The 13135-nt window shown below is 48.4% G+C and carries 16 protein-coding genes; 5 read left to right on the top strand and 11 right to left on the bottom strand.

All coding sequences use genetic code 11. The features are described 5' to 3' along the window. Positions 1–20: 20 nt before the first annotated feature. Positions 21–845, bottom strand: a complete 825-nt coding sequence (locus ACSF8W_RS17840) for a tetrahydrofolate dehydrogenase/cyclohydrolase catalytic domain-containing protein (RefSeq protein ID WP_500848515.1) — start codon at positions 843–845, stop codon at positions 21–23. 33 nt (positions 846–878) lie between these two features. Next, positions 879–1034 carry a hypothetical protein gene (locus tag ACSF8W_RS17835; protein ID WP_500848514.1) on the bottom strand — a complete coding sequence of 52 codons (156 nt, stop codon included), beginning with the start codon at positions 1032–1034 and terminating at the stop codon, positions 879–881. 67 nt (positions 1035–1101) lie between these two features. On the opposite strand from ACSF8W_RS17835, the gene pepE reads away from it, so the two are divergent. Then, on the top strand, positions 1102–1833 hold the full coding sequence (gene pepE, locus ACSF8W_RS17830) for a dipeptidase PepE (protein WP_500848614.1): 732 nt from the start codon (positions 1102–1104) through the stop codon (positions 1831–1833). A gap of 156 nt (positions 1834–1989) precedes the next feature. On the opposite strand, the gene ACSF8W_RS17825 is transcribed toward pepE, so the two are convergent. Beyond that, positions 1990–2586, bottom strand: coding sequence for a GNAT family N-acetyltransferase (locus tag ACSF8W_RS17825; protein WP_500848513.1), 597 nt, complete (start codon positions 2584–2586; stop codon positions 1990–1992). Between the two features lie 212 nt (positions 2587–2798). Beyond that, complete coding sequence (locus tag ACSF8W_RS17820; protein ID WP_500848512.1) at positions 2799–3725, bottom strand: LysR family transcriptional regulator; 927 nt, start codon at positions 3723–3725, stop codon at positions 2799–2801. A gap of 156 nt (positions 3726–3881) precedes the next feature. Between ACSF8W_RS17820 and ACSF8W_RS17815 the strand changes: the two genes are divergently transcribed. Genes ACSF8W_RS17815 through ACSF8W_RS17805 form a run of 3 tightly spaced genes read left to right on the top strand, consistent with a single transcriptional unit; the run spans position 3882 to position 7232 of the window. Then, positions 3882–5306 carry an aspartate ammonia-lyase gene (locus tag ACSF8W_RS17815; protein WP_500848511.1) on the top strand — a complete coding sequence of 475 codons (1425 nt, stop codon included), beginning with the start codon at positions 3882–3884 and terminating at the stop codon, positions 5304–5306. 32 nt (positions 5307–5338) lie between these two features. Beyond that, the gene (locus ACSF8W_RS17810; RefSeq protein ID WP_500848510.1) at positions 5339–6709 is read left to right on the top strand and encodes an MmgE/PrpD family protein; all 1371 of its coding nucleotides are present in this window, start codon (positions 5339–5341) and stop codon (positions 6707–6709) included. Positions 6710–6719: 10 nt separating this feature from the next. Next, complete coding sequence (locus ACSF8W_RS17805; RefSeq protein ID WP_500848509.1) at positions 6720–7232, top strand: asparaginase domain-containing protein; 513 nt, start codon at positions 6720–6722, stop codon at positions 7230–7232. A 148-nt stretch (positions 7233–7380) separates the two neighbouring features. Here the strand turns inward: ACSF8W_RS17805 and ACSF8W_RS17800 are convergent, their stop codons facing one another. Continuing rightward, positions 7381–7944, bottom strand: coding sequence for a cytochrome b/b6 domain-containing protein (locus tag ACSF8W_RS17800; protein ID WP_500848508.1), 564 nt, complete (start codon positions 7942–7944; stop codon positions 7381–7383). Positions 7945–8121: 177 nt separating this feature from the next. Then, positions 8122–8634, bottom strand: a complete 513-nt coding sequence (locus tag ACSF8W_RS17795) for a hypothetical protein (protein ID WP_500848507.1) — start codon at positions 8632–8634, stop codon at positions 8122–8124. A gap of 341 nt (positions 8635–8975) precedes the next feature. Between ACSF8W_RS17795 and ACSF8W_RS17790 the strand changes: the two genes are divergently transcribed. After that, positions 8976–9899: a WYL domain-containing protein gene (locus tag ACSF8W_RS17790; protein WP_500848506.1), complete on the top strand. Its 924-nt coding sequence runs from the start codon at positions 8976–8978 to the stop codon at positions 9897–9899. Positions 9900–10057: 158 nt separating this feature from the next. Here ACSF8W_RS17790 and ACSF8W_RS17785 read toward each other — a convergent pair whose 3' ends face one another. The 5 genes from ACSF8W_RS17785 to ACSF8W_RS17765 form a co-directional block, all read right to left on the bottom strand. Then, positions 10058–10384, bottom strand: coding sequence for a hypothetical protein (locus ACSF8W_RS17785; protein WP_500848505.1), 327 nt, complete (start codon positions 10382–10384; stop codon positions 10058–10060). Between the two features lie 134 nt (positions 10385–10518). Then, a complete protein-coding gene (locus ACSF8W_RS17780) occupies positions 10519–11019 on the bottom strand; it encodes a hypothetical protein (RefSeq protein WP_500848504.1) in 501 nt (166 codons plus the stop codon). A gap of 71 nt (positions 11020–11090) precedes the next feature. Beyond that, positions 11091–11696, bottom strand: a complete 606-nt coding sequence (locus ACSF8W_RS17775) for an HAD family hydrolase (protein WP_500848503.1) — start codon at positions 11694–11696, stop codon at positions 11091–11093. 69 nt (positions 11697–11765) lie between these two features. Further along, entirely contained in the window at positions 11766–12176 is a 411-nt protein-coding gene (locus ACSF8W_RS17770; protein WP_500848502.1) for a VOC family protein, read from the bottom strand. A gap of 84 nt (positions 12177–12260) precedes the next feature. Continuing rightward, on the bottom strand, positions 12261–13094 hold the full coding sequence (locus ACSF8W_RS17765) for a transporter substrate-binding domain-containing protein (RefSeq protein ID WP_500848613.1): 834 nt from the start codon (positions 13092–13094) through the stop codon (positions 12261–12263). Between the last annotated feature and the right edge of the window lie 41 nt (positions 13095–13135).

Genomic DNA, 13135 nt, shown 5'->3' with positions numbered 1-13135 from the left:
TACGGCGTCATATGACGAGATTAACGTGCCTTCATTTCACACAATTTGATGGCGTTGCCCAAGACGTGCAGGCAAGTCAAACGGCCTACGCCCCCCGGTACTGGCGTAATTGCAGCCGCTGAAACAACATCTTCATGGTGTTTAATATCACCCACCAGCTTGCCATCAATACGGTTAATACCGACATCAATGATCAATTGGCCGTCCACAAATTGGCTATTGTCGAGCGTACCGTGATAACCCGTTGCCACCACGATCACATCAAACTGCGTCCAATCAACAGAAGCAAGATCAGAACGGCTATTGAAGCTTGAAACCGTGCTCTGACGGTTGATCAGCTCAATTGCCAGTGGCTTACCAACAATATTACTGCGTCCCAGTACCGCTACTTTCAGACCGGCGAAATGGTTATCGCCAGCTTGGTTAGCATAATGATGCTCAATAATGTCAATAACCGCTTGTACCGTACACGGCAATACGGCATTTTGGCCCAATACCAACTGACCCAATGTTTCTGAGCCGAAGCCATCCACATCAACTTTTGCAGGCAAATCGGGTGCTACAAGGCCGTTCGGTAACGGTAATTGGAACAACATTGGGTGATCGGCACGGGCAGCCAGGCCATCCAAATCCGCTTGTGTGGTGCCATCGGCATCCAGCGTGATGTGTTCGCATGGCAAACCCAGCTCATCAAACAAGCGGATTTTATTGCGTACATACACTTTACTGGCCGGATCGTCACCCACGGTCACGATAGTCAGTTTCACATCGAATTTTTCTGCGTCAATTTTCGCTTTCAACGCGGCCATTTTTGAATCGTACAGGCTACTGATTACTTCTTTCATGATACCCACTGCTTATTGATTATGTGTATTCCCTCATGCGCTTGATTCTACTCCAACAATGGCATTGGGCAACCCATGTCTGCCATGAACAGGGGTTTTGTTGAAATAACGGACAAAGGCATGGTTGGCGCCTAAAATACAACCACTCACACCATCAAGCGGTATGAGTGGGAATTTTTGTGCTGTCATTCACCTTTCCGACAGAACACTTACGCTACCATGCTGACTTTGGTTTTCCCCAACAAGAGAATAGATGATGGATCTCTTACTGCTTAGCAATGGTAAAGTCGCCGGCAACACAAAAGTGATGGAATTTGCCCTACCCGCAATCACCGAATTATTGACGCGTAAAAACGTGAAAAATGTGGTGGTGATTCCCTACGCTGTTATCCGTGGCAGCCACGATGATCGTGCCGCAATGGTGGCAGACAGCCTAAGCCATCTTGATGTCAACGTGACAGGGTTACACCAAGCCGCGGATCCGGTGGAAGCCATCCGTAACGCGGATGCCATTATCGTCAGTGGCGGTAATACCTGGGTGCTAAACAAAACCCTGCATGATTTAGGTCTTATTGGCCCGATTCAACAAGCCGTCATGCAACGCGGTGTGCCGTACATCGGCTGGAGTGCAGGCAGCGTAATCGGCGCACCGACCATTCGTACCACCAACGACATGTGTATTGTCAGCGCAGCCATTACCCCGTCTCTCAGCTTCGTGCCATTCCAAATCAACGCGCATTATATTGATGCAACCATTGAAGGCCACATGGGCGAAACCCGTGACGAGCGTATTGAAGAGTTTTTGATTGTGAATCCGCACCAATCGGTGATCGGGATTCCAGAAGGGTCATGGTTGGCCATTACTGACAACACCATGACCTATGAATCCGCCAATGAAAAACCGCTGCACTGGTTCCGCTTGAACCAAGATCGCTGCACCATGGCACCGGGGACGGATGTCAGTGAGCTGCTGGGCCTAGATTGCTAATATCTAGATGCTAATATCTAGTTGCTAATACGATTAGATCACTAATATATGATTGTTAGCGCATGACCCACAAAAAAAGCACAACGCCAAGTTGTGCTTTTTTGTGTTCATCGGCTTCTGTGCATCATCGGTTATTGACGCTACACGACGTACCCCTTAGACGATTTTCTTCGGCAACCGCACCATCGGGATCATCACAGGGTAATCCCCCGCATGCACTTCATCCATCATCTCAAAGCCATGCCGCTGATAAAACGCCATGTTCATCGGATGCGAACAGATCAAATACGCCAATTGTTTTTCTTCATCACACACTTTGGTGACACTTTCCATCAAGACAGAACCCGCACCCCGCCCTCTATTCGCACTCTCAGCACCAATAAACGGTAAATACCAATGGGGTCTGTTCGGGGTATAAGGACTGAGTTTTTCACCCAATAAAGCCAGTGTTTCCTGCTGCTGTTCGTTTGTGGTGGAGCGCAGTAAGGCGTCCATTTTATCTTCATCCGGCTTTACACCCGGCGGTAACCACAGTGCGCCACAGCCGTTGTGATATAGCGCCGTGCCAGTCGCAAACGCTTGACCGCCACACGCCATGATCCATTGTGGCATGGTGTTAATATAGACATCATTATCTGGCCAGCACCAACGGGCTGTCGGTTCAGTCGAAAACCCCATGACGATACTAATAATAACTTGCGATTGTATATCGTCAGGTACCCGACAAGACAATTCGATGCTGCTTCCGTTCATTCCTCTGCCACCTTTTTCAGGTCTATATAGATACATCGACATACTCACGCCGATATCGAGACATCAATTATCTACTGCGCAACGGTCAGCGCGGCATTCAGTGCCAGAATAAATATCAATACTGGGAGCAACCCCGCTTAACTTGGCCTGATGCCCCGCATCACTTGCCCAGTAACCATACGCCAACTTTGCGATTTATTCTGCCTTTTTGATCACAGCAACTTCCAACTCTCGGTTAAAAAGCCATCAAACTTGGCCGCTATAATGGTTTTCATCTCATCCGCCAGCAGTAACGAGAAGCTTTCCAACTCATGCCCGCGGGTGGCAATGGCCAAGCTGCGGCTCAACCCCGGCTCTGGCAATGGCATCACCCGAATATTATCCAACAAGGCCATGTTGTGCGCCAAAAAGACCGGCGTCGCCAGTGTCCAGCCCAGTCCCGCGTCAATCATCTCCAAAACGGTATCGGCACGTGACGATTCAAACCGCGTAGTGGGATTGAGCTTGCGCCATTTAAACCAATCCAATGTTTGTGAACCCGTTGGTGATGAACTGGTATAAGAAATATAGTTTTCATTATTACATAGCGATTTGATCGACTGCTCTGGCCATGACTTCGGCATGATTGCCAAGTATTTTTCCGTCAATATCGGCGTAATGGTGATGTTTCTTAACGGTTCTAGGTGGTTCATGGTCAAGATAATATCGAGATCTCCAAGCTTTAGTTTTTCTAATAACGATGGTGCTAAGCCCGTCGACAGGCTGACATGATTGGCCTTGGGCTCAAGAAACTGGAACAAATCCAGCCCTATCACTCCCACTAACGAATCGATCATCCCAATGCGCAATCGCATGATTTGATGGTTATCCAGCGCATGGATCCGCTCTTCGGCTCGCTTGCTTTCAGTAATGAACTTCGAACCAAACTCATACAGCTCATGCCCCGCTAACGTTGGGCGAATGGGCCGCTTGCTTCTATCAAGCAACTGCGTATTCAGGTTATTTTCAATACTCGAAACAAGCTGTGACACCGCCGATTGCGTTTGTGATAACTGCTCAGCCGCCGCGCTGAATGATCCTGTATCAATCACGGCAATCAATGCTTTCAGGTGGCGTAAATCAAAGTTAAATTTTTTCATAACACTTCATGGCCCAACACTATTAGAAAAACTACTAGTGAATATTACGATAATTCCTACTGATCGGTAGGCGATCAAGCTCGCATTTTCGTTTCGATAATTTCACTACATTGTGTGCCAACAACGTTAATTATCAGATTATCAGGAACAAACACTATGCGTATCGAAACTGACTTTTTAGGCGAAATGGCGATAGATGATGCGGTGTACTACGGCATTCAAACGGAACGTGCCAGACTGAATTTTGCGGTTTCAGGCCGACTGGCTTCTGATGTGCCTTACTACATCGCTTCCATTGCCGTCATCAAGCAAGCCGCCGCCAAAGCCAACCACGCAATTGGTGCACTGGATAAAAACCAAGCCGATGCCATTGTACAAGCGTGTGAAGAAGTGATTGCAGGCCAATTTGCCGACCAATTCCCGATTGATGTGTTCCAAGGGGGTGGCGGTACGTCATCCAATATGAACATGAACGAAGTACTGGCTAACCGTGCCAACGAAATTCTGACGGGTAACAAAGGCTATGATGTCGTGCACCCAAATACGCACGTCAACATGGGCCAATCCACCAATGACGTGATCCCAGCGGCGATGAAAGTGACCAGCTACCAAGCGGTCAACGGTCTGATCGACGAAGTGGCTAAGCTGGAAACCCTGCTTGCACAGAAAACCGAAGACTTTGCTGACATCGTGAAGTTGGCGCGTACCTGTCTGCAAGATGCCGTGCCAATGACCTTCGGCCAGCAGTTCAGTGGTTACTACCACCAAGTGAAACGTCTGCACCAAGCGCTGATCACGGCCAACCGTGGTAACCTCGAACTGCCATTGGGTGCAACCGCTGTAGGTACGGGTTTGTCGACCCATGAAGGTTATTTGGAGCGTGTGTATGTCGAATTGCAAGCGCTAACCGACACCCCTTATGTAGCTGAAGATAACTTCTTTGATGGCCTGCAAAACGGCGACGGTTACTTAGAAGTGGCCGCACAAGTGAAAAAACTGGCGGTTTTCATGTCGAAAATGGCCACCGATTTCCGCATTCAAAGCTCGGGCCCGCGTGCCGGTTTCAATGAGTTGACACTGCCAGCCGTACAGCCCGGTTCATCTATCATGCCAGGTAAAATTAACCCGGTGATGCCAGAGCTCGTAAACCAAATCGCCTATCAAATCATTGGTAACGACACCGCCATTACGATGGCCGTTGAAGGCGGCGAGCTGGATTTAAACGTGTGGGAACCGGTGATCATCAAGTCCCTGTTTGAATCCATCCAACTGCTGACCAATACCCTGCCGTTGTTCATGGACAAATGTATTGCCGATCTTGAACCGAATGTGGCGGTTTGCCGTGACTACGCCGAAAAGAGTACCGCGCTCGCCACCGTTATCGCGACGCTATTTGGCTACAAAGTAGGTTGTCAGGTGGCCAGTGCGGCATTTGATCAGAACAAACGCGTTCGTGATGTCGTACTTGAGAAAGGCATTCTTACCCCAGAGCAAGCTGACTACCTGCTTGACCCAATGGTGATGACGGATCCCGCCAGAAGTGCTGCCGCTATCCGTCGCTATCAGGAAGAACAACAATGAGTACCTCCTCTGATACAAACGTGGATACAAGCATGAATCAGGTTCAACAGCCTCCACTCGATCAACCATTTCTGGCCCAGCTGGCACAATGGTGTTGTGATTTACAACTCAACGCCATTCCGGCGGAAGCGTTGAGCATCGCACAAACAGCCATGATTGATTACTTTGCCGTGACGATCCCCGGCAGTGAGATGCCGGTATCCAAAAACATTCAGGCATTTGTGGCGAACCGAGTCACGCACGGACCGTGTCGTATTCTCGGTACCGAGCAAACCGCCAGCATGGCCTACGCCGCGTACGCCAATGGTGTGGCTTCACATGCGTTAGATTTCGATGACGTCAGCTGGGCAACCATTGGTCACCCCACCGTGACGATTGCACCGGCGGTACTGGCAGCAGCCGAACAAGAAAACGTGATGGGTGATGAGGCGCTTTTGGCCTATGTCACCGCCATTGAAGGGCAACACAAAATTGCCCGCTTACTGATGCCGACCCTGTCTGAGCAGGGCTGGCACACGACGCCGGTGATTGGCATTTTTGGCGCGGTAATTGCCGCCGCCAAAATCCTCAAGGTCGATGCCCACACACTCAGCCATGCGCTGGCCATTGCGGCGTCGATGGCCTCTGGCGTGCGCGGTAACTTTGGCAGCCAAACCAAAGCGCTGCACGCAGGCATGGCAGCATTCAACGGTATCAATGCATTAGAACTGGCGCAACTGGGGGTCACTGGCCGTCTTGATGTCTTAGAAAATGCCGATGGCTTTGCCGCGTGTTTTACCGGACTCACCCTCACCTCGCCATCTGTGGCGGCGATGACGGAATGGGATATTTTGACGCCGGGGATCGTGTTTAAACAATACCCGTGTTGCAGCGGCTCCCACCCAGCCATTGATTGCCTGTCTGACGCGATTGAAAATCATGGCATCTCAGCAGACAACATTGAACACATAGCCGTGGGTGTTAGTTTACTGGGCCCGCGTGAACTGGTGTGTAACGCACCGACCAATGCCATTGAAGCGAAGTTTTCGATGCAGTATGCACTGGCCGCACGCCTACACTACGGCCAAGTGGGGCTGACACAGTTTACCGACGCCGCGGTGCAAGATGACACCATTCAGGATTGGATACGCCGTATTGATATGACGATCGATCCGGAACTGGCCAAGCTCGGTTTTATCGGCACCGCCCCAGCCAAGCTGACCATCACCACCAAAGATGGGAAAAACCATTGTTTTGAAAACGATTTAGCCAAAGGTAATCCGGAAAAACCGTTGTCTGAACAGGATATTGCCAGCAAATTTTCCCACTGTGTCACTCCGATGCTCGGTGAAGCACACACGGAACGTTTGTATCGCCACCTGTGTCAGCTCAGCACCACGCCCATTTCAACAATAATAAAATAATGGTCTGACTATGTACCCTACACATGCTTCAACATCGCAAAAAGTGCAACTCATTACCACCGGCGGTACCATCGATTCGTACTACGATATTGATGCCTGCACGGTGTTCCCTTTAGCCGAAAGTCCGATTCCGGCGTACTTAAAAAAGTACATCCGCATGGACGACAACAAACTGCAGCACACCCCGATCTGCTGCAAAGACAGCCGTGAAATCGACGAGCAGGATCTGAACGGTATCTACCAGTCCATTTTGACCAATGACAGTCGGTCACATGTGATCACTCACGGTACGTTTACGGTGTTTGACAGTGCCCGCAAGCTTAAAGCCATGCTGGGCGACAGTAACCGCCATACGGTCGTTTTTACCGGCGCCATGTGGCCGCTTGAAGGCTTTAGTTTAAACGATGCCGCCTTCAATTTAGGCGCGGCAATCATGGCCGCCAAGTGCTCTGCCCCTGGCGTGTATGTGGTGTTCTTCGGCGAGATTTTTGACGTTGAAGCGATGGAGTCGTTACACGCGTAATGGCCTGCTGTGAGATATAAATACTGGGGATGTTGAGGAACCGTGTTGATTGACGTAATAATTTGATTATAAAGGGTATGTATATCCCCTGTGAGAACGACTCACAGGGGAATTTTTAGGGACCGCCATATACCCCGATACCAACAGATTACCGAACGGTAGATCGCGACAAATAAATATGCAGTAAACCCAACAGGCCATGCCCCACGATATATGCTTCTATCAGCCCCGTTAACGTTTTGTGCACGTCTTTCGCATCATGACTCCACCCACTATCACTGAGCCATAACATCAACCACATCGAACCGGATATCGCCACCAGCAAACCGGCGCCGAGTCCCAACCCTTGTACACATGCCGCCAACCCCTGTGGATTGGCCTCCGGTAAACGGCGTTGTCGTAACTGCAGAAAATCGGCCTTGATCTGATCACACTGCCGCCAAAGATACGGATAGAAATACCGCAAGCCATGCGCACGTAATTCCACCCACGTAAACAGCACAATCGAGAGTAAAAACAGGCACCCAAATACGATGTGACCCCATGTAGAGACTTGCGCAAGCACGGTCTCTCTGATCTGCCCTTGCTTATCAATATGCATCCCATTACTGAGTAGCAACTGCGTTAATGCAATCACCATGACGGTATAATGCAAATAACGAATGTGCCGAACAAACTTCACATGGAAATAGTGTCTGAATAGTTGAAACATTGGCGGCCTTATCGGGATAAAAAGACATGCCGATAAGTATATACCCCGGGCATAAACGCGTGAGAAGGGCAACGCACCTCTCCCGCCAGAAACAAAAAAGCCCCCGCAAGATGTCTCACGAGGGCTTTTAACGGCAGAGGGTTAGATTGCAACCTAGCAACCTAGCAACCTAGCAACCTAGCAACCTAGCAACTCATAACAGCAGTCTTCACAAATACTGTCACTATCTAGGAAGCTGGCAGGATAACGATATTTACAAATTATGCAGCGTGGAAACTGACCATAATCGGCCAGTAACCGTAAAAGGGTTTGAATCGCTATCTCAACGTCATCCGAGCAATAAGCCGTATGTACACACCAGCACTGCTCTGGGTATTCGTTTTCTCGAAGTACCAGTTCACAGATTTTTAAGACGATCGGCTTAAAGTTTGCGTCCCTACATGGCGTCTCATTTTTCGGGTTCTCATTCGTCCCAAAAAAATCAATCGGCATGAATGAACTCATACTCATAAAACATTGCGGACTTTGTAAATGATAGAGGCACAAATACTCATCACGCGGTATGTTCCGCTCGATCATTAATCCTTCAACATACACCCACACGCCTTGCGCTAAATGCTCATCTAAACATACTGCACCTTGTATCAAGGCGTCGTAAGCCGTGCAAAGCTGTTCGTCTGTTAATGCCAACTCATGGCTCCCTGTTTTGTTTCAATAAAACATGCTTCAACAATGCATGTCTATTTGTTACCGCCTATTGTCCATATCTGCAGTAAAAAAACACGCATAAATTCTCAATTTATGGCTCATAAAACAATCAGTTAGATAGCGCGCAACACATACTGACAAAACACACATTACCGTTGACTAAATATCACTCAAATACTGATTATGAGGATATTAATTTAACTATTTAAACATTAACGACCACAAAAAAGAAGACACTGAAGCCATAGCAAGCTTGAATTAGACTTGCATCTACTGCTTTTCGGTATATATTAGGGGCAAACAAAAGTACTGGATAAATAACCATGACTCTCCACAACGACAATCATTCTGCGGACATCAGTGCCGATATTGCGAACAAATTGAATGCGATTGGCTCTGCTCAGCGTGAACGCTTGGCGTTCATCGACTTTGCCCTCTATTTTTTTGGTGAAGTCACGCGAAAAGATTTGATTGATCGTTTTGCTGTCGGTCATGCGGCGACCACTCGCGATCTCGCCCTGTACAAAGAACTGATGCCTGACAACCTCAAGTTAGACATGCGATCGAAGAAGTATTTCAAACAGGCTGACTTTCTCCCGCTTTTTACCCTCGATCTTCAGAAAACCTTAGCGACAATCTCTTTGGGTTACGGGGATGGCTTTGCAGGCCATCAAGCCTTTCCGATCAATTGTGAAACGCCTATCTCACTGACTATCCCCCGCACGCCGGTCATGGCAGTGTTGTGTGAAGGCATTTACCGCCATCGATTAATCGAGATTGATTATATCTCGGCATCCAGCGGACAAAGCACCCGCGTGATCGCACCACACAGTTTGGTCGATTCCGGCAACCGCTGGCACATTCGTTCGTTTGACCGCAAGAACCATCAGTTTATGGATGTGGTATGTAACCGTGTCGTCGCGGCACGCATTATTGAGCAAGCGCCCGATCAACACGAAAGTATCGACGCTGACCGTCAATGGCAAAAATACATCGAGTTAGAATTGGTTCCGCACCCAAGGTTAATCAATCCCAAGGCGATCGAAATGGACTACGAAATGCGCGACGGTAAACTCGTGATTGAATCACGTGCGGCATTAGCGGGCTATTTACTGCGTAAGTGGGAAGTGGATTGCAGTGCGGATGGGTGTCTGTATGAATACGTAGGCTATCAACTGGCACTGAATAACCCGCAAGCGTTGTACCAAGTAACCAGTGCCATGCTCGCACCAGGGTACAAAGGCTGAGCTATCGCGCTAAACACGCCCTAACCAGCTGAGCAAAACAACCTTTCAAAACAACCACTCAAAAAAACAGAGCCACCGCATGATAGGTACGTATCACGGTGGCTCTGTTTTTTCTGCTTATTGTGGGGATTGTTTATTAGCGTTCTTGTGTAGACGTCCTACTTGGGAATGTTGAAACGCTTTTCCCCATTACAGACAAAGGTGAAATAACGTTGGCGTTCATTAAAGGTTTGGAAGCCTTTACCATGGCAATAAGCCCCATTCAGTTCATGCATGTAGGCTAATGTGGCTTGATCTTTCACAGTGAAATAGCTGTCATTTTCACAACGTACACGAATTTTGCCATCGTCACCCTGCGAGTACGATTTCACCTTAGAGCCACACAAGGTAAAACTGGCTTCCACATAGTCATCTGCCCGCTCATCAACAGACTTGCTACACCCTACCGCCAATAAAGACAAAATAATCACTATCAGTTGTTTCATCGCTACCGCCTTACACCGATTAACAAAGATTTCTACTTATAATCAGTGTAGTGCGTGTGGTTCAAAGTGATGGACTGATTGCCCTTTTTTGTCTTTATCGCTTTCGGAATTGTGTATTTTTCTGTCTGTTGATGTTAGCCGTTCATACGGCGTTTTTTACCCGGTTTGTCATCAATACGGCGACGATGCCAGACCGAGTAATGACGCAATCCCGCAGGACCATGTGCGATGATCACCGACATCAACAATACCGTGATAAATAACGCTGGCTTGTGCGCGGGTAAGAAATAGAAGCTACCAATCAGTGCCAACTTCACATAGGTCAGCACGCCTTTTAATTGAATCAACCATAAACGTGATTGGCGAATTTCTAACATCGTCATGATCACGCCCGTGACCATGACCATGACCCACCAGTGGAGCCATAACGATTTATCAACGCCATACAATATGCCCCCCGCACTGCCCGCAATACCGAGGATATGTAACGCTCGAATGGCGGTTTTACTCAGGCGCTGAATCCAAAAGCGGGTTTCAGACATGCCAAATTGTTCACCTTGCGGGGTGTCTTTCTCGGCTGAGCGGTTTGACTGAGAGGCCTGACGGCGAGAGGAGGTATCTGTCGTGTTTTTCATGATGCATTTTGGGTATGGCTACAATGGGTGCAAGCATACCCGTTCTCATGAGACAACAACAGAACATGCGGCTATTTTACGCGCTTAGCCTTAATGATGGCACTCAACTGGCCATCTTCCACCATGACACAATCCATGCCTGCGGCTAATGCTGCCTTTTGGCCCAATAACGTATCTTCAAACACCAGGCACGCTTCAGGCGCCACACCGATGCGCTTGGCCGCTTCTAAAAACGTATCCGGCTCCGGCTTGTGGTTGTCCACATCATCAGCGGTCACCAATGCATCTAAGTGCGAATAAATACCGGTTTCACTGAGCAAAGGCTCGGCATTCATCAATCGACATCCAGTACCTACCGCGATTTTTTTCGTGGCCTTGTTTGCCAGTAAAAGCTGATAGGTCACGGGAATAACCTCCCCTTTGAATCCTAACGCTTCAAAACGGTGACACTTGGTATCGGCCAACACCTCCGGATCAAAATGCTGTTCCCATTGGTGATTGATGGCTTGGGCGGTTTTAATGGTGGGTGAACCACCCAGCGCATAAAACCACTGCGCATCAAACGGAATTTCAAATTCCTCACAGGTTTGACGCCACGCTTCAACATGCGCAGGCATCGAATCGATCAAGGTGCCATCCATGTCAAAAATCAGCCCTTGGTAATGTGATAAATCCATTATTAACCTCCTTGCTTATCGTGTTTCTGCCTGCGTTATTGATTTACAAATATAGCCTGTCTACAGGTATCATGCTTTGCGGTTCAGCTGCAATAAATCCCATTTATTGCCATACAGGTCTTGGAATACCACGACCGTTCCATAATCTTCAACGCGAGGTTCTTCATTAAAAACCACACCGTTTGCTTTCATCAGCCCATAGTCACGCCAGAAATCATTGGTTTGCAAAAACAAAAACACACGACCGCCGGTTTGGTTACCCACCGCTTGCTGCTGTACTTCATTGCTCGCTTGTGCCAACAATAAATTCGTCCCATTTCCGTTCGGTGGAGAAACTTGCACCCAACGCTTTCCGCCACCTAAATCGGTATCTTCTACCAAGGTAAACTGAAGCTTCTGAGTATAAAAAGCAATCGCGTCATCGTAATTGTCGACCACTAAGGCAATATTGCCGATTTGCTGTTGAACCTGCTGTGACATTGTGACTCTCTGTCAGAAAAAAAGACGAAGGTCGATCTATACCACTTTCATACTATGAGAAACAAGCAAATAGCGGTATGGGGTTTACTTCACCTCTAGCTTCACTAAGCCCCATTTTTTTGCGACCCGATCGAAAAAACCTTGTACACGTTTGAGTTCAATCCAATGATTCACATAATTAATCCACTCCTGATCGCCTTTTGGCAGCAGCATGGCAATCGGGGTTGGGCGTCGCATGCCATCCACACGCGCAATGCTCAATTGTGGGTAACGCTGAATTAACGTTGCGGCTTCAATGTTGGAGGTAATGATCGCAGTCGATTTATTATCAAGCAGGTACTGGTAACCTTGGTTGGGAGAGTCAAGACTGTGCTGACGGGCTTTCGGCAACATTTCTTTCACGATGGACTGCTGTACCGTCCCCGTGGTGGAGGTGATAACGACGGAAGGGGAATTGAAGTCGCTCCATTTGCGATAGCGACTGAGGTTGTTCTTTTGAATAACGGGCACGAACGCCAAATAGAAGTACGTGTCGCTGTATCCGGCCATGCGTGCACGATGAAGATTTAACGAGGCGCTACCTGTCATATCATACTTTTCTGTCACAACACCGTTCACCAAGGTCTTCCAGGTCGTCGGGACATATTCCACGGTCACGCCCAGATCTTTAGCTAACTCTGTGGTGATATCAATATCAAACCCGCGATAGAAATTGGTAGCAGGATCCCGCATCGTCATCGGGCTCCAATCGCCCGTTGTGCCCACACGCAGCACACCGCGATCCATAATGTCTGACAAGCGGGACGCGGCATAACTGGGAAAGGAATAGAGTAACAACAATAAAAGGACAGGCAGAACAACAAAAAAGACCACACCACTTCGGCTGCAACGTTCCTTCACAAAGACCCCAGTTACCATCATACAGACCCCTGATACCTTCTACTTATATCGTTGTCTTT

This window comes from Photobacterium sp. 270122K (assembly GCF_059941365.1).
The sequence above is the reverse complement of the archived record's forward strand: the minus strand, read 5'-3'. Positions and strand labels throughout refer to the sequence as shown.